The organism is Desemzia incerta, from assembly GCF_900115825.1.
Classification (GTDB): Bacteria; Bacillota; Bacilli; order Lactobacillales; family Carnobacteriaceae; genus Desemzia; species Desemzia incerta.
The window spans coordinates 20,560-40,581 of record NZ_FOXW01000005.1; the positions used below are offsets into that span (position 1 = coordinate 20,560).

Annotated in this window: 21 protein-coding genes and 1 pseudogene; 17 read left to right on the plus strand and 5 right to left on the minus strand. The window is 37.0% G+C overall.

Features of this window, described 5'->3' with window-relative positions; translation table 11 throughout:
* Positions 1–15 precede the first annotated feature (15 nt).
* Positions 16–888, minus strand: a complete 873-nt coding sequence (locus BM137_RS07215) for a glucose 1-dehydrogenase (protein WP_092480495.1) — start codon at positions 886–888, stop codon at positions 16–18.
* Positions 889–1,047: 159 nt separating this feature from the next.
* On the opposite strand from BM137_RS07215, the pseudogene BM137_RS07220 reads away from it, so the two are divergent.
* The 8 genes and pseudogenes from BM137_RS07220 to BM137_RS07255 all read left to right on the plus strand — a co-directional run.
* Positions 1,048–1,371 (plus strand): annotated as a pseudogene (locus BM137_RS07220) (YrhK family protein); the annotation flags it as partial.
* 177 nt (positions 1,372–1,548) lie between these two features.
* Positions 1,549–3,336: a DUF4153 domain-containing protein gene (locus tag BM137_RS07225; RefSeq protein WP_092480497.1), complete on the plus strand. Its 1,788-nt coding sequence runs from the start codon at positions 1,549–1,551 to the stop codon at positions 3,334–3,336.
* A 15-nt stretch (positions 3,337–3,351) separates the two neighbouring features.
* Positions 3,352–3,927, plus strand: coding sequence for an SOS response-associated peptidase (locus tag BM137_RS07230; protein ID WP_177192525.1), 576 nt, complete (start codon positions 3,352–3,354; stop codon positions 3,925–3,927).
* A gap of 189 nt (positions 3,928–4,116) precedes the next feature.
* Positions 4,117–5,541 carry an MATE family efflux transporter gene (locus tag BM137_RS07235; protein ID WP_244887667.1) on the plus strand — a complete coding sequence of 475 codons (1,425 nt, stop codon included), beginning with the start codon at positions 4,117–4,119 and terminating at the stop codon, positions 5,539–5,541.
* Between the two features lie 185 nt (positions 5,542–5,726).
* Positions 5,727–6,209, plus strand: coding sequence for an LURP-one-related/scramblase family protein (locus BM137_RS07240; RefSeq protein WP_092480499.1), 483 nt, complete (start codon positions 5,727–5,729; stop codon positions 6,207–6,209).
* A gap of 479 nt (positions 6,210–6,688) precedes the next feature.
* Entirely contained in the window at positions 6,689–6,889 is a 201-nt protein-coding gene (locus BM137_RS07245; RefSeq protein WP_092480500.1) for a hypothetical protein, read from the plus strand.
* A 231-nt stretch (positions 6,890–7,120) separates the two neighbouring features.
* A complete protein-coding gene (locus tag BM137_RS07250; protein WP_177192526.1) occupies positions 7,121–7,453 on the plus strand; it encodes a PadR family transcriptional regulator in 333 nt (110 codons plus the stop codon).
* Complete coding sequence (locus BM137_RS07255; RefSeq protein WP_244887668.1) at positions 7,446–8,270, plus strand: DUF1129 domain-containing protein; 825 nt, start codon at positions 7,446–7,448, stop codon at positions 8,268–8,270. Before BM137_RS07250 ends, BM137_RS07255 begins: the two co-directional genes overlap by 8 nt.
* A 106-nt stretch (positions 8,271–8,376) precedes the next feature.
* Here the strand turns inward: BM137_RS07255 and BM137_RS07260 are convergent, their stop codons facing one another.
* Both BM137_RS07260 and BM137_RS07265 read right to left on the minus strand, forming a co-directional pair.
* On the minus strand, positions 8,377–9,141 hold the full coding sequence (locus BM137_RS07260; protein WP_092480502.1) for a hypothetical protein: 765 nt from the start codon (positions 9,139–9,141) through the stop codon (positions 8,377–8,379).
* A 33-nt stretch (positions 9,142–9,174) separates the two neighbouring features.
* The gene (locus BM137_RS07265; RefSeq protein ID WP_218147498.1) at positions 9,175–9,531 is read right to left on the minus strand and encodes a DUF6176 family protein; all 357 of its coding nucleotides are present in this window, start codon (positions 9,529–9,531) and stop codon (positions 9,175–9,177) included.
* Positions 9,532–9,713: 182 nt separating this feature from the next.
* On the opposite strand from BM137_RS07265, the gene BM137_RS07270 reads away from it, so the two are divergent.
* The 4 genes from BM137_RS07270 to BM137_RS07285 are packed head-to-tail and all read left to right on the plus strand — an operon-like array spanning position 9,714 to position 14,497.
* Positions 9,714–10,883 carry a galactokinase gene (locus BM137_RS07270; protein ID WP_092480503.1) on the plus strand — a complete coding sequence of 390 codons (1,170 nt, stop codon included), beginning with the start codon at positions 9,714–9,716 and terminating at the stop codon, positions 10,881–10,883.
* A gap of 26 nt (positions 10,884–10,909) precedes the next feature.
* A complete protein-coding gene (gene galT / locus BM137_RS07275) occupies positions 10,910–12,388 on the plus strand; it encodes a UDP-glucose--hexose-1-phosphate uridylyltransferase (protein WP_092480504.1) in 1,479 nt (492 codons plus the stop codon).
* A 24-nt stretch (positions 12,389–12,412) separates the two neighbouring features.
* Positions 12,413–13,474, plus strand: coding sequence for an aldose epimerase family protein (locus BM137_RS07280; protein ID WP_092480505.1), 1,062 nt, complete (start codon positions 12,413–12,415; stop codon positions 13,472–13,474).
* A 21-nt stretch (positions 13,475–13,495) separates the two neighbouring features.
* Positions 13,496–14,497 carry a LacI family DNA-binding transcriptional regulator gene (locus BM137_RS07285; RefSeq protein ID WP_092480506.1) on the plus strand — a complete coding sequence of 334 codons (1,002 nt, stop codon included), beginning with the start codon at positions 13,496–13,498 and terminating at the stop codon, positions 14,495–14,497.
* Between the two features lie 89 nt (positions 14,498–14,586).
* Here BM137_RS07285 and BM137_RS07290 read toward each other — a convergent pair whose 3' ends face one another.
* Complete coding sequence (locus BM137_RS07290; protein WP_092480507.1) at positions 14,587–15,336, minus strand: NAD-dependent epimerase/dehydratase family protein; 750 nt, start codon at positions 15,334–15,336, stop codon at positions 14,587–14,589.
* A gap of 107 nt (positions 15,337–15,443) precedes the next feature.
* On the minus strand, positions 15,444–15,647 hold the full coding sequence (locus BM137_RS07295; protein WP_092480508.1) for a CsbD family protein: 204 nt from the start codon (positions 15,645–15,647) through the stop codon (positions 15,444–15,446).
* A 224-nt stretch (positions 15,648–15,871) separates the two neighbouring features.
* Here BM137_RS07295 and tsaB point away from each other — a divergent pair, with 224 nt between their 5' ends.
* The 5 genes from tsaB (at position 15,872) to BM137_RS07320 (ending at position 20,020) form a co-directional block, all read left to right on the plus strand.
* Positions 15,872–16,594, plus strand: a complete 723-nt coding sequence (gene tsaB, locus BM137_RS07300; protein WP_092480509.1) for a tRNA (adenosine(37)-N6)-threonylcarbamoyltransferase complex dimerization subunit type 1 TsaB — start codon at positions 15,872–15,874, stop codon at positions 16,592–16,594.
* Entirely contained in the window at positions 16,578–17,189 is a 612-nt protein-coding gene (gene rimI, locus BM137_RS07305) for a ribosomal protein S18-alanine N-acetyltransferase (protein ID WP_092480510.1), read from the plus strand. Before tsaB ends, rimI (BM137_RS07305) begins: the two co-directional genes overlap by 17 nt.
* Positions 17,176–17,658, plus strand: a complete 483-nt coding sequence (gene rimI / locus BM137_RS07310) for a ribosomal protein S18-alanine N-acetyltransferase (protein WP_177192527.1) — start codon at positions 17,176–17,178, stop codon at positions 17,656–17,658. The genes rimI (BM137_RS07305) and rimI (BM137_RS07310) overlap by 14 nt, the downstream gene beginning before the upstream one ends.
* 38 nt (positions 17,659–17,696) lie before the next feature.
* Positions 17,697–18,710 carry a tRNA (adenosine(37)-N6)-threonylcarbamoyltransferase complex transferase subunit TsaD gene (tsaD, locus tag BM137_RS07315; RefSeq protein WP_177192528.1) on the plus strand — a complete coding sequence of 338 codons (1,014 nt, stop codon included), beginning with the start codon at positions 17,697–17,699 and terminating at the stop codon, positions 18,708–18,710.
* A gap of 236 nt (positions 18,711–18,946) precedes the next feature.
* Positions 18,947–20,020, plus strand: coding sequence for a BMP family lipoprotein (locus BM137_RS07320; RefSeq protein WP_230524430.1), 1,074 nt, complete (start codon positions 18,947–18,949; stop codon positions 20,018–20,020).
* Positions 20,021–20,022: the final 2 nt, after the last annotated feature.

The window sequence follows — 20,022 nt, forward strand, 5'->3', positions numbered from 1 at the left end:
AAACTATTGGGTGAACTATCCGTTTACAACTGTACCGCCATTTACGTGGATTACTTGTCCAGTAACATAGCTGGAATCAGAGCTTGCCAAGTAAACATAAGCTGGAGCCAACTCATAAGCTTCTCCGGCTCTTTCCATTGGGACAGAAGCTCCGAATTCTTCTTTATCTGTAGATCCGGTAGTTGCTGGAATCAATGGAGTCCAAATTGGACCAGGAGCTACACCGTTGACTCGAATATTTTTATCTAAAAATTCTTGGTTTTGTGCCAACGATCTCGTAAATGTCACAATAGCCCCTTTAGTTGACGAGTAGTCTAACAAGGTAGGATTACCTTGGTAAGCAGTCACAGAGGTTGAATTGATGACGACTCCATTGTCGTTTAAATACGGAAGAGCTGCTTTTGCAAAGTAAAACATAGAGAAGATGTTGGTTCTAAAAGTACGGTGAAGCTGTTCATCAGTGATATCTAATATGGATTCTTGAGCCAATTGTTGGGCAGCATTATTTACCAAGATATCAATATTTCCAAATTCTGCTACCGTTTTTTCTACTACTTCATTTGCGAAATCAGAATCTCCGACATCGCCAGTGAACCAGAGTACGGGTCTGCTAAGTTCTTCGATACGACTTCTAACTGCAGCAGCATCTTCATGTTGTTCAACATCAACCAAAGCTAACTTAGCGCCTTCTTTAGCGTAAGCAATAGCTACAGCTGCACCAATACCGCTATCTGCACCTGTAATGATAGCAACTTTTCCTTCTAATTTCCCAGCTGCTTTATAATTAGGACTTTCGATTAACGGTTCGGGAGACATTTTTTTGTTCTTGTCTTCTTGAAGATAATTTTCTTTAGGAGCTTGAGTGTCGAGATTTTTTTCATCTGCCATTAAAATACACCATCCTTAGTAAAGTTATTTTCAAGAATAGAGTAGCAACCGGTTTTAAAAATTACAATCAATAAGGCTTCGAGTGCCGGATAATTGGTTTATAAAACTAAAAAAAGTATACTAAAGTTAGAGATTAAGTTTGTTATAGGAGGGTCTCTTTTGCCTAAAATAGAACGTAAAACACATAAAGTAGAAAATGACACAGAAGAAGATATCGAATTAAAGTCAGGTCGGTTTAGAATTTATTTCCAAAACAGGTATACGTTAATTTCTTTGTTAAATGATTCACTGGTTGGGCTTGTTTATATATTAGGAAGTATCAGTTCTCTTATAGGGTTGCCTAGCATTTATGGCACTTATTTTTACTTGGCTGGTGGGGTATTTTTGATTTTACGACCACTGATCAAGATTATTCACAATATTTATATTTACAAAGATGCGGAAGAAAGAAGAGAAGAAGAGCGAAAAGAAAAAGAGCAAGAACAAAAAGAACAAAAAGAAAATGAAGAAGGAGACCAAGAAAGTCATCAAGAAGACCAAGAGTATAATCAAGAATATTATGGGGATGAACATAATGAAGAATATGAAAAGGAGGAAAAGGCGGGTTCATAAGAGCGGTTAAGCAAGAGCTGCATTTAGCCACAGAGAGGATGGAACGAGATGAAATGGAAGCAATTTTTCAAAGGACGTATGCAGAGTTTGACTACGGCAATTAGCAGGTTTCCATTAACAGTACTGTTTTTAGTGCTGGCCGCAATTATTAACACCCTTAATATCCAAACAGAAAATGTGGAATATGTTGAATGGATGTTAGCGTGTTTTATGGGAGCTTTAGCAGCGGCAGTTGCACAAGTGAGTTATGAACATTTTTTTAGAGAAAAAGAGAAAATGTGGTATGTTCTGTTCGTTCCTGTTCTTCTTTTTGCACTCTTGTATTATTTTATGATCGATATAGAATCGGATATGTTTTCGCTAAAAGTTGTGGTCCGGACAGTCGCATTAGCATTTGCCTTATTAATGGCTTTTATTTGGATTCCAAGTATAAAGAACCGCTTATCTTTCAGTGATTCCTTTACGGCTGGTTTTAAATCCTTATTTACAACGATCATGTTCTCGATTGTTTTAGGAGCAGGAATATTGTCTATCTTGTCCGCAGTCAATGTGTTATTGATCAATGTGGACTATCGGTTATTCTTGCATGCATCAAATATAGTGGCGTCTTTATTCGCACCTCTTTTATTTTTATCGTATATCCCTGTCTACTTACAGCAAAACGAGTCCAGTTCAGAGCAAATAAACCAATCAGCTGAAGTAGATGAAGCCATCAGTGTTCCAAAAACGTTAGAAGTTTTGTTGACGTATATTGTCATTCCTTTAACGATGGTTTTCACGATTATCTTGGCTTTATATATTTTAATGAATATAGGAAGAGACTTCTGGATCAACAATCTATTGGAGCCAATGTTGGTAAGTTATGCAATTGTAGTGATTCTGGTCATGTTATTCATTGGCCGACTAGACAATAAAATGGTTGTCTATTTTAGGTTGGTTTTTCCAAAGATATTATTTTTGATCGTCCTTCTTCAAACGGTTGCTTCAGTGATCCAAATTAGCGAAAAAGGATTGACGATCGGACGCTATTACGTCATTTTATTTGGGGTATTTGCTATTATAGCTAGTATCATTTTTAGTATTTGGCCAAAACAGAAAAATGGATTAGTGGCTGCAGTATTGATTGTTTTTTCTCTTATTTCCATCACACCTCCTGTAGATGCTTTTACAGTCAGTAAAAACGGACAGATTGCTTTCTTAGAAGCTACCTTGAAAAATAATGAAATGTTGAAGGGTAATGAGCTTCAACCGCGAAGCGACTTGCCTGAAAACGAACAGCGGAAAATAATGGAGACGGTGAATGATCTGGAACAAAATGGAAATATAAAAGAGGTATCCTTCTTACCTGACGATTATCAAACTTCAACAGATTTTGAATCTGCTTTTGGATTTGATCCATACAACGATGGAACAATCATAGAGGAGTATAGTTATTATTATTTTGAATGGACAGAAGAAACGGCGGTAAATGTTTCAGATTACCAGCAATTGATAAAGGTGCAATTCGACACGTTAAATACTTCGTCCAATGAGGCGGTCCAAACCATTGAAATAGAAGGGAACACTTATCAACTAGAGACACAAGAAGCAGAGGATGATCTTATCTTACTATTAAAGGATCAAGAAAATGGAGAAATCATCCAAACCAATGTAACGAATGCGCTGGAAGAAATTGAACCTTCTTCAGATTTTAATCAAGCAGACTTAACATTTGAACAAGCTTTTATTGAAAATGAAAACAATGCTGCGATAGTAGATACCTTAGTTATGCAATTGAATGATAACAATGATCAAGGCTATTCCGGTGAATTGTTTGTATTTGTCAGTATCAAATAAAAGGAGTAGATAATCGTGTGCGGAAGATACTCTTTAGAAGTTAGTAAAGAACGTTTAACTGAACGATACAACTTGGAAAAAATACCCTCTGATTATCAGGAGAGAGAAGAAATTTTTCCTGCGACTGTTGCCCCCATCATTTTACCGGATACAGGTCTTGCCTTTTTAGAGTGGGGCTTCACTCCTCAGTTTGCTAAACGTCCGCTTATCAATGCTCGAGCAGAAACGATCTTAGAAAAGCCGACTTTTAGTAAAGCTTTTAGAACGATGCGTTGCTTAATTCCTGCGACAGCATTTTTTGAATGGGAAAAAGGAGAAGAAAAGAAAACCAAACGCAGAATAACGGTAACCAATCAAACGATTTTCTCCATAGCAGGAATATGCGACTATTTCTTAGACGAAGAAGGAAGAGAACAGTTGAAATACTCTTTGATTACGACCGAGGCAAATGATCAAATGAAACAAATCCATCATCGGATGCCGGTGATTCTTAGACCAGAAGATGAATCAGAGTATTTAAATAAAGAACAGGAACCTGAAAAAGTTCATCAACTATTAAAACCGAGTGAATTAAAACTAGTGATTATATAAAAAAGCAGAGAAATCTGCTTTTTTATTTTATTTGAATATTCAGAATGTTCTGGGATACTCACCTTGAAATCAAGGCACTATAGGTGTAAGGTTATAGAAAAGACGTTATTCGTTGAATTAAAATGAACGAGAAGGGAGAAGAAACGAGCAGGAAAAGATAGCGGATATAAATATAAGGAGCGAAGTTGTGTGAAGAAAACAGAAATCCGGAATCGTGTGATCCGGGAATCAAAAGGGAAATTCAGTGTAGCAGTCAAAAAATTGGTGAAAGATCCCATTAAGTTAGACATTCTTACAATTGCTTGGCCCGTGTTGATGGAGTTAGTATTGAGTTCAGTTTTTGGTATGATTGATATGATGATGTTAGGGAATATTCCTAACAATACTTACGCTGCAGCTGCAGTATCGTCTGTAGGGTTGACGAACCAGCCATTATTCTTAGCACTTTCCGTAGTACAAGCATTGAATGTTGGTGGAACGGCTATGATTGCTCGGTATTATGGTGCTGGAGAGAAGAAACGAATGGAAAATGTTTTAAAACATGTCATGTTGTTTGGACTCTTTTTTTCTATTCCTATTTCTGCTTTTGGGTTATTGAATGCAGAAAATATTATGTCCTTTATGGGTGGAGAAGCACATGCTATTGAAATAGGTGCTAGCTATTTTAGAGTTATTTGTATTAGTTACTTATTCCAGTCTTTTAATATTAGTATTACTGGAGCTTTAAGAGGTATCGGGCAGACACAGATTCCGATGCGCATCAATGTTTTAGTGAACTTTTTAAACGTTTTAGGAAACGCAGTCTTGATTTATGGACTGCTGGGCGCTCCTGCACTGGGCGTTGTAGGTGCAGCAACATCAACGGCAACGGCCAACTTAATCGCTAGTGTATTATTAGTCCGCTTCTTGATGAAAGGTAACAGCGAATTGCCGTTTTCTTTCAAACGCAAATTCAAATTTGATACGGGTACATTAAAAAATCTAGTTCGTATCGGTATGCCTTCTGCAATCGAGCAATTGATCTTAAGAGCAGGAGTCATTTTATTCATTCAAATCGTATCTAGTCTGGGAACGGTTATTTTTGCGGCCCATCAAATCGGTATGAACTTATTGAGTTTATCCTTTACCACTGGTCAAGCCTTTGGTATTTCCTCTTCTTCATTGGTTGGGCGTTCGCTTGGGAAGAAAGACACTCAGTTAGCTTCTGAATATGCTAAGAAAACAAGTATGATGGGAGCTATAACAGGAATCCTTGTAGGAACGGTATTATTTATTGGGTCAGAGTTTTTTGTCAGCCTCTATTCTAATGACCCGCAAATCATTCATAATGCTTCTACTGCTTTAAAAATCATCGCAGTTGTTCAACCTTTCCAAACGCATCAATTGATCGTAGCTGGATCGTTACGAGGTGCTGGGGATACTATGTTCCCGTTGATTTCTACTTTTGTTGGCGTATTAATCGTTCGAGTGATTTCTGCTTACTTTTTCGTTTTTGTACTAAATTTAGGATTAGTCGGAGCTTGGATGGGAATCGTTTTAGACCAGTTCCTGCGTTGGATTTTAGTTGGTGCTCGCTTTAAAGCGGGTAAATGGAAAAGTATCGTCATTCATTAGCAAACATTTAAAAGACAAAAAGAGCGTGAAAGCTCTTTTTGTCTTTTTTTTTATTTCCCGGAAAATAATGTAGAAGGAACCAAAATCCTACTAATGACATAACCGGTATAACCATATTCATAGCCAAACAAAAGAGAGATGAGTATAATTTAGATAAGTTCTTAAACAAAGAAAGCAGGGATAACATGAAATTGTATATACGAGCAAAACGTTTTTCTATGAGAGAAACGCTTATTGTACGAAATGAAAAAGATGATCCAATTTATGAGATCAAAAGTGAATGGTTGTCTTTTGGCCGCAAGGTACATATTTACGACCAAAATAATGAAGAAGCAGCTTCTATTGAAGAAAAAAAGTTAGGATTTAAACCGCAATATGGTATTTACCAATTGGATACTAAAGTAGCAGAAGTGAAGAAAGACGAAAAAATGATGGGATCTGATTTTGAGATCAATAAAATCAATTGGCGGATAACAGGCGATGTAGAAGACAACGAATTTAAAATAAAAGAAAATTTACGTACAATTGCTGAACTCAAGAAAAAATGGTTTTCAGTTGGCGAATCATTTGTTCTTGAAGTAGGAGAAGAAGAAAATTCTGTTGTGGCGTTGGCGATTGTGATAGCTATCTGGTGCTTAAAAGAAGACGAAGCTGAAGAAGAGAAATAACAGTATAGGTAAAAAGCCCTATTGTTATATTATAAAACAAAGAGAGGACCTCGCCTTTCATAAAAATAATATATGATTTTAAGCAATTTCATGTATTCACAACGAATTTACGTACGTATTTGAGTACCTATAATAAAAGAAACCAAAATGGGAATAACTTATGTCTATCGTAAACCCTAGTCGGCTAGAAAAGCGTTTTACCCACTACTGAAAGACGTAAACAAAACCAATGAACCCGGGTGTATCTCTGGTGAAAATAAAGAATACGAAAGATAGCAACCAGCTTTAAAAAAGTATGTTGCTATCTTTTTTGTCTAAAACGATGAGACAAGTAACTCTTAGCAAAAAAGGAGCCTCCATGCATTTTTATTTCTAAAATATAATGCTTACTATACGTTTCGTCATAATAAAACATATGGTAAGCTCATAAAGTAATGATAAAAATGAGAGCATATTCTAGAAAGAGAAGGTGATAGTAGATGGAAAAAATAAGAAAAGAATTAGCGATTGGACTTTTTATACAAGCAATAACCTTAATTACAAATTATTATTTTAATATACCTGATTTATTTTTAGGGCTTTTACAAGGAGTAGCATTAGGTTTTATGCTTCTAATTTTTTTACCCACACAGTGGTATTTACGTTTACATAAAAGCAAAAGTGTTATCTCTAAACGATAACTTAGTCAGAGCTATTTATAACTCTGTTAATCATTGAAAAATCCTCAACCAAAAAGACAAAGGTGGCGCCCCCAAAAAGTTAGATTTCACTCTAACTTTTGGGAGGCGCCACCTTAATTTAAATTAGTAGGGTGTTTTTTATTTTAATATCAAAAAGATAACTATTATGCTTTACAAGATAGCGCGAGTTTGGTATAACTAACTTGTAAAGCATAGTAGGAGGGGGAGAGAATGGATAATAAAATTAATTCTCAAATGTTGAAAGGAATTTTATCGGGTAGTATTTTGCTGTTGCTTTCTCAAGAAGAATTATATGGGTATAAATTGGGCGAAAAACTAGCAGACTTTGGTTTTACGGATATTCCTAAAGGAACGATTTATCCTCTTTTGCTCTCACTGGAAAAGAAAGGATTAATTAAAGGGGCACTGCGAGACTCTGGTACAGGACCAAAAAGAAAATACTACTCTCTGACTGAAAAAGGAATAGCAGAAAAAAACGAGTTTACCCTGCAATGGAACAATTTGAAAGACAGTGTTGATAAATTAATAGAAGGAAGTGAATGAATTGGAGAAAAGTGAATTGATTGAGATGAATGCTGTATTACAGGAGTCTTTAACAAACGAAAATGAAAAATATTATGGAAACTTATTGGTTTATATTAGAGTAATGTCTTTTTTCAGAGATGTTGAAAAAAGTGAAGAATTATTATTGGAAGTTTTAAAAGATATTTTAGACGCACAGGAACAAGGGATTTCGGCAGAAGAATATTTTGGGAAAAATCCAAAAAAAGTTGCTGATGATATTATTAAACAGCTGCCGATCAATCTTTTAGATACTGCAAAAATAGTTCTAACTGCTTTAGCAGCTTATAGCATTTTTAGCATTTTACCTAAACTTATTTTTCCGGATGAAGGTCTAGATATTGGAAGTTTACTCATCATCGGAGTCTATTGGACTGTTATGGCTGTCTTTGCTCTATGGCTATTGGGTATTAGCTTATATCGATTTAAAGACAAAATAACGAAGCTGATGTGTCTCTTGGTATTCGGACTAGCAATCTCAATTGGCTTTTTTATTAGTTTTCTTGTTACTACACCGTTCAAAGTATATCTTACTGGAAATGCAGGCATAGCCGTGATTGTTATGATAACTGGATTAGTATTCTATCTGTTTTATAAAGAAAAAGATAAAATGCTATGGGCGCCTTTTATACCAATTGTAGTTACTTCTGCTATTTTAGGAATTCTTACTCGGATAACTATTTTTTCAGAATTATTAAGTTCAACAGATGGCAAAATAGGAATAGCGGTTACTTTAGGAATTTTACTTCTCCTTCAATATGGTTTTATTTTTTTTAATAGTAAACGATTGAATAAATGATTTTCTGGCAAATCCAACTTACCTGTATTACGATGATAATTTCGATTAAATGCTTGAATTTAAGGCAGTTAACTCGATACAACAAAAATGTAAAGAGGGCAGGAAACTAGTTTTCCCTGTCCTCTTTGAAGTAGTCTTCTAGGTTGAAGTAATGAAGCAACGAACCCTTCTTGCCTTCGTTGTACCATTTGTGATAGTGCTGAAATACAGCTGAAATATCTCCATTTTCTCTATCTACCAACTCTTTGACGGCTAAATAGCTTCTCCAGTAATCATACATGATACTCGTTAAATTGCCCTCATATGATTTGCTGCCGAATTCGCTCAAGGAGTGTTTGCCATATTTATCAGCAAACGTTGTGACTAAAGCCCGTTCAATAGTGCTGATTTCATCAAATGCCAGTTCATCCAACAATAACTTTCTCGGCAGGTAAAAGCACATTCCTTCTTCAAACCAAATTTCATTTTCCCAATTTCCAGTATCGAAATCCTCCATAAATAAGTCGATATGGTGGGTTAATTCATGCGCTAAAATCTCCATCATCTGAGACTCTGTATTCCGTTCATAATAATTTCTTATAATCGGCAAATCTTGACCATCCAACTGTTTAAGAAAGATTTCTTTCCATTCATCAACAATAGGAGACATGTAAATCAAGTCTTTTCCAGTGAAAGCAGGAATCGGCGTAGTAGAAAAGATAGAGGTTGCCAATTCTTCAGGTGTCCAGATGACTGCTTTTGGACTTTCGTTCAATTCAAAGTCTTCTCGCAGGATCAATTGGTAATGCACCAATTTTTGAAAGAGAGCATGAGCAAAATCTTTATGAGGTGCAGCTTGGTCTAAATCTTCAAAAGCAAAAATTTCTTTCATACAACGGCTCCTTTTTAAACCTGTTTTTTAAAGTTAGTCTTGCATCTCGTTTTTTACTTTATCTTGAATCATCACAACTTTTGTTTTTAGAAGATGTTCTCCATAACTGGGATCAATACACTCGCTCCAATAAGCTAAGTGTTTTTGATCAACATGGGAATCTGAAAATACGACATCGCTAGCTGCCATTCCTTGATAAGAAACCCAATACAAATACATCGTTTCATCGACGACTTCTTCAAAAATCGATTCTACATACATTTTTTCTCCAGGTAATGTTTGGAGCACTTCTTCTAAATGATCGTTCAAAAAATTCATCCATTCTTGAGCTACTGCTTCTTTTCCTTTTTTGACCCTAAAACGTTCTAATTCTACTTGCAATTGTGCCATGACTTCCTCCTTATACGGAATATTTGATTGAATTCAGTATAACAAATAAACAAAAATCTCTATAGATTTTTAATCAGAAAACAAATTTTAAATATTTAGTAAACTTTACTTGTTTTTGTTTACTAGATAGAATAAACTATAACCATAAAATGAAAACGTTTTAAAAAGGAGGAGAATGAATAATGGAATTAACGACTTTAAAAGAAACTTTTGAAAAATTGTATGGTAAAAAAGAGGTACAAACGTACTTTGCTCCAGGGAGAATCAATCTGATTGGGGAGCACACAGATTACAATGGAGGTAATGTATTTCCTTGTGCGATTACTTTAGGTACATATGGGCTGATTGGTAAAAGAGAAGACACTACAGTTAACTTGTATTCTGAAAATTTTCCGAATATTGGAGTGATCTCATTTGATATAAGAGAACTGCAGTATAAAAAAGAAGATAACTGGGCAAATTACCCTAAAGGTGTTATCAAATACTTAACTGAAGCAGGACACACAATTGACAGCGGATTTGATATGGTGATCTATGGAAATATTCCGAATGGAGCAGGACTATCTTCATCTGCATCGATCGAGTTATTGATGGGAGTAGCCTTAGAAGAATTGTTTGGATTAACGGTAGAACGCTTAGATTTGATTCAAATTGGTAAAAAAGTAGAAAACGAATTTATTGGAGTCAATTCAGGAATCATGGATCAATTTGCTGTAGGAATGGGTCAAAAAGATAAAGCAATTTTACTAGACACCAACACATTAGATTATGAGTTGGTACCTATAAAGCTGACCAATCATGTTATTGTCATTATGAATTCAAACAAACGACGTGAATTAGCGGATTCTAAATATAATGAACGACGCAGCGAGTGTGAGAAAGCATTAAGCGAGTTGCAAAAGGAACTCGAAATAAAATCGTTAGGTGACCTTGATGAAGCGACATTTGATGCGCATACTCATCTGATCTCTAATGAAGTGTTAGTAAAACGTGCTAAGCATGCCGTATACGAAAACCAACGGACATTAAAAGCGACAAAAGCTTTAAAAGAAGGTGACTTAGAGACGTTTGGTCAATTGATGAATGAGTCTCACTTGTCTACTCAGGACGATTATGAAGTTACAGGGATGGAATTAGATACATTAGTGCATACTGCATGGGAGCAACCAGGAGTAATAGGAGCCAGAATGACAGGTGCTGGATTCGGCGGTTGCGCAATAGCTATCGTGGCAAAAGATCAAACAGAAACATTTATTCAACAAGTTGGAGCCGCGTATGCAGACAAAGTTGGGTATAACGCTGAATTTTATATTGCTGAGATCAGCGATGGGGCAAAAAGACTGGAAAAATAAACGACAGATAAGAAAGGAGTGCTCAAGTGATTGATCAAGCCATAACGGATTTTATTGAGATCGGCATTCGTAAGCAAACGATAGACCCTTTGGACCGAAATTATAAAATCAATCAATTGTTAGCTATATTGCACAAAAGTGAATTTGATCCGACCATTTTACATAGTACACCATTACCAAACGTATTGGATGTACTGGATAAGTTGGTGGACTATGCTGTTGGAGGGAAAGTTATTGAGGATCTGCCTTCACAAAGAGATATTATGGAAGCAAAAATCATGGATTTAGTGACCCCACTGCCTTCTAAGGTAAATGAAGTTTTTTGGGAATTGTATCAAGAGAATCCAAAAGAAGCAACGGATTATTTTTACAGATTAAGCCAATCTAATGATTATATTAAAACGAGAAGTATTGCCAAAAATAGTCATTTTCTAAAAAAGACAGCATACGGAGACTTAGAGATCACGATTAATTTGTCTAAGCCTGAAAAAGATGTGAAAGAAATAGCTCAAGCTAAAAATACAATCAGTTCCAGCTACCCATCCTGCTTATTGTGTATCGAGAATGAAGGATATGAGGGACATCTACTGCATCCGGGCAGAACAAATCATCGTCTAATTCGAATGTCTATTCGTCATGAAACATGGGGATTCCAATACTCTCCTTATTCGTATTATAACGAGCATGCCATTTTCTTGTCTCAAGAACATCGACCGATGTTTGTTAAGGAAGAAGCGTATCGAAAACTACTGAATATTGTAGAAATTTTGCCTCATTACTTTGTTGGATCTAATGCAGGGTTGCCAATCGTAGGGGGATCGATTCTGACTCATGACCATTACCAAGGTGGACGACATACATTTCCTATGGAAAAAGCAGAAGTTATTGCACCTTTTACGATGGAAGGGTATCCTGAAGTAGAAGCAGGAATCGTAAAGTGGCCTATGTCCGTGATTCGTTTACGGAGTAAAGAGACTGAAAAGTTGGTCGAAGCAGGTTCTTATATTTTGAATAAGTGGGAACAATATAGTGATGAGTCAGTAGATATTTTGTCTCATACAGGTGAAACACCGCATAACGCTATTACACCCATTGCCAGACAAAAAGACGGTATCTATGAATTGGATTTGGTGCTGAGAAACAATCGAACATCGAAAGAATTTCCAGATGGGATATTCCACCCTCATCCAGATGTGCAGCACATCAAAAAAGAAAATATCGGATTGATTGAAGTGATGGGATTGGCGATTCTTCCGCCAAGATTGAAACCAGAATTAAAAGAAGTCCAACAATATTTACTGGATGAACCTCATTCAATAGCGAGTTACCACAAAGAATGGGCTGATCGGTTGAAAACAACTACTAAGATTACTCCTGAAAATGTAGAAGCAGTGATTCAAGAAGGTGTGGGTTCTGTCTTTTTACGAGTACTGGAAGATGCGGGAGTATATAAAGCAACACCAGAAGGACAATCAGGGTTTAAACGATTTATTGAAACGTTGTAAGTCAGAATTACAGGGGGAATGAGTATGGAATTTGAAAAGAAAATATTCGGTGATTTATCTGGGGAAACAATCTATGAATACACCCTGACAAATAGTCAAGGAGTATCTTTATCTGCATTAAACCTGGGGGGAGTAGTGACCTCTATCAAAACTCCAGATAAAGCTGGACAATTTTCCAACATCACTTTAGGATTTGACAATGTGGAAGATTACCTGACTTATCGGCCTTTTTATGGAGCTTTAGTTGGAAGAGTTGCGGGCAGAATAGCTGAGGGTCGATTTAATTTGGAAGGTAAGGAGTACCAACTGCAAGTAAATGAAGGGGAAAATCACCATCACGGAGGCAACCCTGCTTTTGAGTCTCATATTTGGGACGTTTCTATAGAAGAAGGAGAAGCTTCAACCCATTTGATATTCAAGTATTTTAGTCCAGCTGGAGAAAACGGCTATCCAGGTAATTTAGTGGTGACCATCACGTATACTCTTTCTGAAGCCAATGAATGGAAAATCTCTTATCACGCTGAAACGGATGAGCCTACTTTATTCAATCCTACGAATCATGTGTATTTTAATTTAAGCGGAGATCACACAAAAACGATCAAAGAGCACACTCTGCTAGTCAATAGTGATCTCGTTGGAGAATTGAAGGAAGATGGTATTCCAACCGGGAAATTCCTTCCTGTGAATGATACAGACTTTGATTTGAGAGAACCGGTCAAATTAAGTAAAGGAATTACTAGTCAACATCCTCAGTTAGCCGATAAAAAAGGGTTTGATCATCCTTATTTCTTAGCCCATAGAGGTTCTGAACCGGATGCTGTTTTGTGTGACTCGGAATCTGGAAGAAAAGTGATTGTGACAACGGATTGTGATGCATTAGTTGTGTATACCCATAATGGTGTGAGCGGAGAATATGAGATTAATGGCAATAGAGTCGAACCTTATGCAGGAGTAGCGTTAGAAACTCAAACTATGCCGGATGCGATCAATCAAGATAACTTCGGGAATATTATTTTGTATCCGGGAGAAACATTTCATTCTGAAACCATTTATCAGTTTGAACAAGTGAAAGGTTGTTTAGAATAAAGAAAGAAAAGTGGTGATAAAATGGCGACGATTAAGGAAATCGCTGAAAAAGCAGGCGTATCCAGTGCGACAGTCTCACGTGTATTGAATTATGATGAAACGTTATCGGTCAGCGAGGAAACTAAAAAGCGCATTTTTGAAACAGCAGAAAAACTGAATTATTCTAAATTTCAAAAAAATAAAAAAGCTAAGCAAGGAAAAATTGCTATTGTTCAATGGTATACCGAAAAAGAAGAGCTGAATGATTTGTATTACTTATCCATTCGGTTAGGGGTAGAAAAAAAAGCCGAAGAAGAAGGGTATGAAATCGTTCGTTTGTTTCAAGATTCAAAAGCAAAATTGACGGCAGAGATAGAAGGGATTATCGCTATCGGAAAGTTTAGTGAACGAGAAGTCGCTAAGCTGAGCGAATGGACAAAGAATATCTGTTTTGTGGATTCCAATCAATTGGCTCATAAGCTGGATTCAGTAGAAGTTGATTTTGAGCAGGCTGTAACAGAAGTGGTCAACTATTTTATTCAGCAACAACATGAAAAAATAGGTTTTATTGGTGGGCAAGAAAGTTATGCTGACCATTCTGCAAAGATTACGGATAAACGACAGATCATTTTTGAGCAGTTGCTGAAAGAAAAAGGCTTGTATCATGAGGAGTATATTTTTCTGGCAGATTCTTATCATGTTAGTTCTGGTGAGAAAATCATGCAAGAAGCTATTGATCAGTTGAAAGAAAACCTTCCGACAGCTTTTTTTGTAGCCAATGACGCATTAGCGATAGGCAGTCTAAGAACCTTACAAGGCAACGGGATTTCTGTTCCTAATGATGTATGTATTATGGGGTTTAATGATGCGAGTGTAGCGAAATATGTGTTTCCTGCATTGAGTACTGTCAGAGTTGAGACAGAATTGATGGGAGAGACCGCTTTTGAATTATTGATGGATCGAATGGCGACTGAGCGAACGGTAGCTAAGAAAGTGACTCTTTCCACAGATCTGATTATTCGAGAAAGTACTATTAGGCAATAAACAGCTAAAACTCCGACCGCATGATTGAGTGGTCGGAGTTTATTTTTTATGAAGCGTACGTCGATCTAACCGCCTCACTCCACGCTCTCTTATTTGATGAGGCCTGCTTTTTTGAAGGCGTCGTCTTTTGGTTGGTAGCCTATTGCTACTCTGGCTTGATCGATGTCTAATCGTGGGAAGGAGTTGTTGGAGATTCCGTTCACTACTAGAGCGGGTTCTTTTAGTTCTGCATTTAAACAGCAGTCGATTAAGTGGCACATATCGTCATTTGATAAATACATAGCTAAGCCATTCCAGTCTGTATCTGGATCGAATTCACTGTCATCGCCTTTGTAATCTCCAATACGCAATCCAATAGATTCTACTCCTTTTTCAAAAGCAAAATAAGAGGCTAAAGCTTCTGCGTATACTTTTGATACTCCATATAAATCAGCAGGTCTTGGAACGTCTGAAACTTTTACCTGAACATTTTTAGGATAACCGTCAGACGCATGGATAGAGCTGGCATAAATGACGCGTTTTAATGTATCGCTTTTAGAAGCAGCTTCAAATAAGTTATAAGGAAGTTTATAGTTTAAATCCAACAGGCTTTCATAGAATCCGGCTGTTGCATCAGCTTGGCCAGCTAGCTGAATAATGTAGTCTACGCCGTCCAATAAACCCTCCCAACTATCTTGCTCTACTAAATCCAATTCTCTGACATCTGTTCCTTCTAACAAAGATGGATCTGAATCATCAAATGTACGATTGACTAAAATCAAATCGTGATTGGGCTTCAAATGCTTAACTAAATTTTCACCGATATTTCCTGTAGCTCCAGTAATTAGAATTTTTGACATCCTCTATACCTCCTATTATTCATTGATTTGTTCTTCCATTCAAAAAAGGCAGACTAAAAAGTTGCTTTTAGCCTTGCCTTTTTTGAAGGTTTTGTCAGAAAAAAACTTTAACGTCTGTCGTCTTTACGATCCAAGTCGTCTTTAAATTCTCCGACTTTTTTCTTAACGTCCCCTTTAGCTTTTTGAGTTTTACCTTCTGCTTGTTTTGACTTGTCGTCTGTCATATCTCCGTAAGTATCTTTCGCTTCACCTACAGCTTTATCCTTTAAACCTTCTGCTTTGTCTTTCCATCCATCTTTTTTGTCTGCCATGCTATTTCCTCCTCTTAGTTAATAATAAAAACTAGTTGAAGCTAGTGTGAAAAACTAAAAATGAATATCTCTTATACACTAAAAGCATAGCTTTTGAAGAGATTAAACGCAACTAAAAAGCCTTATGTCATCTTTAAGATAGAAAATGGACAGTTGCTTAATATTCCAGTGTATTTGTGCTAAAATAATTTCATAGAGATGACGGAAATGAGGAAAATAAATTCATGAAAATATTGGCCATTGATACCTCTAATCAAGCAATGAGCATTGCTGTTTTAGAAAACGAAAAAATACTGGGTGAGTTAACGACTAATATAAAGAGGAACCATAGTGAAAGTCTAATGCCGGCTATAGACGGATTAATGAACGACTTGAAGATAGAGATTCAAGAAATTGACCGTGTAGTGGCAGCTAAAGGCCCAGGATCGTATACGGGGCTGAGAATCGGAGTGACCACTGCAAAAACATTAGCTTGGACATTGCAAAAAGAGTTAGTGGGAGTATCCAGTTTAAAAGTATTGGCAGCAAATGCAACCTCACCTGATCGGTACATCATTCCAGTCATGGACGCACGAAGAGGGAATATTTATACTGGAATGTACCGGTTCATTGATGGCAAATTGACCGCGGTCGAATCCGATACTCACATTTCAGCAGAAAAATGGGCTGAATATTTGAGTAAAAAAGATGGTGAGTTTTTACTCATTGGTGAAGATCAACAGAAACATATAGAAACATTCAAATCACAATTAAATCATCGTGTCAGCTCGGCGTTGCCTTATCAGCATCTTCCAAGAGCCAGTGTACTGGGGATATTAGGTCTATATAGTGAAGTTGAAGAGGTTCATACATTTACACCGGATTATTTAAAATTAGCTGAAGCAGAAGAAAATTGGCGTAAGGAGCATCCTGATTTAGTGGGGGAAAGTTATGTTGAAAAAATTTAGAGATTGGTTAACTAGTGGATCAACTACCATACCTGTTTTAGAAAATGGACAACAATTAAAGCTTTCACAACGTACCAAACTGAGCCAGTCTCATTTTGTACTGGACGATGGAAATGTTTTGGAACCGATAGTGGGAAGTGACAAAGATGTAGAAGCGTTGCTAGCCGTTCAAAAGGCTTGCTACAATGGAGAAACGCCTTGGAACGCAGCAGCCTTGCACCACGAACTCAAGCGTAATACAAATGCGCTGTACATTGTGATCAGACGATTTTCAGAACCCGTTGGATTTATAGGAGCATGGCTAGTTGAAAAAGAGGCGCATATTACTAATGTGGCAGTGATCCCTTCTTTTCAGAAAAAAGGAGTTGCTTCATGGATGATTCGAGAATTGGAAAGAATCTCCGTTCATGAAGGAATGGATATTTTAAGTTTAGAAGTCCGGATGTCAAATGTAAAAGCGCAACGGTTATATCGAGAGTTAGGCTTTAAGGACGGAAAAATAAAAAAATTTTACTATTCCAGCGATCATGAAGACGCTCTTGAAATGAGTAAAAAGCTAGTGAGAAATGAGGGAGCTAGATTTGAATCAGTCTAGTGATAATCAGCAGCTAGGTAAGGTACGGTTTTCTTTTGAATCGGAAGAAGGAGTGGGACCGGCTGAACTGTTTAGCTTAGCAGATGAAAGTTATCTTACAAGTTCTCCATGGAGTATCGGTGGATTTGCTGAAGATATGAAATCAGAACATGCTTATTACGGATTGGCTATGAATGATACAGGCTGCATCGGTTATATGGGGTATCATCTCTTATTTGACGAGGCAGAGATCACTAATTTCGTAATTAAAAAAAACTTTCAACAACAAGGTATAGCTACTCGATTGCTTCAGGCTGGATTGAATGAGTTAAAGAAAAAAGAATGTAAAAAAATTTTTCTGGAAGTCAGAGAAAGTAATCAACCAGCTATTCGGTTATATGAAAATAACGGGTTTGTTCGATTGGGTATACGAAAAAATTATTACCATGAACCAGAAGAGAACGCCATAATCATGCAATTGACTTTGTAACCTAGATGTTTGAATAGAAAAGAGTGAATGGAATCAAAATGGAAAAAAATTGGATTTTAGCTATTGAATCAAGCTGTGATGAAACAAGTGCAGCGGTAATCGAAAATGGAGAGGTCATTTTATCTAATATTGTAGCCTCTCAAATAAAAAGTCATATGCGTTTTGGAGGTGTAGTGCCCGAAATCGCAAGTCGGCATCATGTAGAACAGATTACATTGATTATTGAAGAAGCAATGGAAGAGGCTAACGTCACTTATGAGGATCTGTCTGCCGTAGCAGTCACAGAAGGCCCTGGTTTAGTTGGTGCATTACTGATTGGAGTAAACGCAGCTAAAGCTGTTGCATTTGCTCATAACTTACCGTTGATTGCCGTAAACCACATGGCCGGACATATTTATTCGAATAAATTTGTTCATTCAATGAAGTTTCCTTTACTAGCTTTAGTAGTTAGTGGAGGGCATACGGAACTGGTTTACATGGCGGAAGATGGTTCTTACGAAATCATTGGAGAGACACGAGATGATGCTGCTGGGGAAGCTTACGATAAAATAGGGCGCGTTTTGGGACTGCCGTATCCTGGAGGTAAAATCATTGATGAAATGGCTCATAAGGGAAAAGATGTATACAATTTTCCGCGTGCTATGCTAAAAGAAGACAACTATGATTTTAGTTTTAGTGGATTGAAAAGTTCGTTTATCAATAAAGTGCACAATGCGGAACAAAAAGGTGAAGAATTGAATGCAAATGATTTAGCAGCCAGTTTCCAAGCTAGTGTTATAGAAGTGTTGGTCACAAAAACACTTAGAGCTGTGAAAGAATATGACGTAAACCAATTGCTGTTAGCTGGCGGCGTTGCTGCCAATAAAGGATTGAGAGAAGCTCTTTCTGATGTAATGGCTAAAGAAGCTCCAGAAGTTGAATTGGTTATTCCACCATTGTCTTTATGTGGAGATAATGCAGCTATGATAGGGGCAGCAGGATTTGTGGAGTTTAATAAACAACAGTTTGCCGGATATGATTTGAATGCCAAACCGGGTCTGTTGTTAGGCTAATAAAATAAGGAATTGAAAAGCGAAAGATACTAACGGAGAATCCCAGTTATCTTTCGCTTTTTTTACTGTTTTTAGCGGGACTGCATAACAACAACTGGACAAAAACAGGGTAAACACGAACGATAGATTAATTTTTGATTAAAACTGTAAGTTTTTTAGTTTTATTCGGCTTATGTTGAAGTATGATGAGATTAATAAAGAAACCAATACATTATTCGACATGGAGGAATAAAACAGTGGAAAAAGTTAGAACTAAGGGATTAGCCATATTAAGTTTAGTGACTGGGTTGGTATTGTCAGCTTGTGGAGATACAACAGAAGCTACAGATAATGCGTCAACTGATTCTGAAAAGACGAACGATTACTCTATAGTAATGGTCACTGACAATGGAGGCGTTGATGATGGATCATTCAACCAAGCTGCTTGGGAAGGGATGGTAGAGTGGGGAAAAGAACACGACGGAATTGAAGGAGAAGACTACACTTATATTGCATCTGACGGAGATTCTGAATACATACCTAACTTAAATCAAGCTATCATGAATGATTTTGACATTGTTTTTGGCGTTGGTTTCAAATTGAAACAATCAATGATGGAAATTGCTGATGACAATCCAGATCAACAATTTGTGATTATAGATGATAGTATTGAAGGGAACGACAATGTAGCTTCTGTTCTTTTTAAAGACCAGGAGAATGCTTTTCTAGCAGGCGTTGCAGCAGCGTTGTCAACTGAAACAGGCAAAATCGGATTTGTAGCTGGACAGCAAAGCGAAGTGTTAGATCGATTTGAAGCTGGGTTCTTAATGGGAGCTTACACGGCAAATCCAGATGTTGAAGTGATTGTAGAATATGTTGAATCTTTTTCAGACACTTCAAAGGCGAGACAAATCGCTGCGGGAATGTACTCTAATGGAGTCGACATTGTTTATCAAGGAGCAGGAGATGCAGGAAATGGCGTTTTCTCTGAAGCTCGAGACCGGATGAACGCAGACCCAGATGAAAAGATATGGGTCATCGGAAGCGATAGCGACCAAACCGAAGAAGGAGAATACAACGAGGGGAATTTAACGTTAACTTCAAGCATTAAGGGATTGGGTCAAGCCATCAAGTCTGTTGCTAACCAGACCATGCAAGGAGATTTTCCAGGAGGAGAAATAACCAAGTTGGGATTGAAAGAGGAAGCCATCTATATGACCAGAGGCCAATTGAGTGAAGAGACTTGGACAGCAATGGAAGAGTACAAAAAACAAATCATTAATGGAGAAATCGATATTCCGATCAATCCAGATGAAGTAACAGCACCCTAATC

Coding starts and splice junctions, on each gene's coding strand:
- BM137_RS07225 (WP_092480497.1), top strand. CDS start 1,549: ATGAAATGGAAGCAATTTTTCAAAGGACGTATGCAGAGTTTGACTACG.
- BM137_RS07265 (WP_218147498.1), bottom strand. CDS start 9,531: ATGGCACAATTGCAAGTAGAATTAGAACGTTTTAGGGTCAAAAAAGGA.
- BM137_RS07280 (WP_092480505.1), top strand. CDS start 12,413: ATGGAATTTGAAAAGAAAATATTCGGTGATTTATCTGGGGAAACAATC.
- BM137_RS07215 (WP_092480495.1), bottom strand. CDS start 888: ATGGCAGATGAAAAAAATCTCGACACTCAAGCTCCTAAAGAAAATTAT.
- tsaD (WP_177192528.1), top strand. CDS start 17,697: ATGGAAAAAAATTGGATTTTAGCTATTGAATCAAGCTGTGATGAAACA.
- BM137_RS07240 (WP_092480499.1), top strand. CDS start 5,727: ATGAAATTGTATATACGAGCAAAACGTTTTTCTATGAGAGAAACGCTT.
- BM137_RS07260 (WP_092480502.1), bottom strand. CDS start 9,141: ATGAAAGAAATTTTTGCTTTTGAAGATTTAGACCAAGCTGCACCTCAT.
- tsaB (WP_092480509.1), top strand. CDS start 15,872: ATGAAAATATTGGCCATTGATACCTCTAATCAAGCAATGAGCATTGCT.
- rimI (WP_092480510.1), top strand. CDS start 16,578: ATGTTGAAAAAATTTAGAGATTGGTTAACTAGTGGATCAACTACCATA.
- BM137_RS07285 (WP_092480506.1), top strand. CDS start 13,496: ATGGCGACGATTAAGGAAATCGCTGAAAAAGCAGGCGTATCCAGTGCG.
- BM137_RS07290 (WP_092480507.1), bottom strand. CDS start 15,336: ATGTCAAAAATTCTAATTACTGGAGCTACAGGAAATATCGGTGAAAAT.
- BM137_RS07270 (WP_092480503.1), top strand. CDS start 9,714: ATGGAATTAACGACTTTAAAAGAAACTTTTGAAAAATTGTATGGTAAA.
- BM137_RS07250 (WP_177192526.1), top strand. CDS start 7,121: ATGGATAATAAAATTAATTCTCAAATGTTGAAAGGAATTTTATCGGGT.
- BM137_RS07245 (WP_092480500.1), top strand. CDS start 6,689: ATGGAAAAAATAAGAAAAGAATTAGCGATTGGACTTTTTATACAAGCA.
- BM137_RS07295 (WP_092480508.1), bottom strand. CDS start 15,647: ATGGCAGACAAAAAAGATGGATGGAAAGACAAAGCAGAAGGTTTAAAG.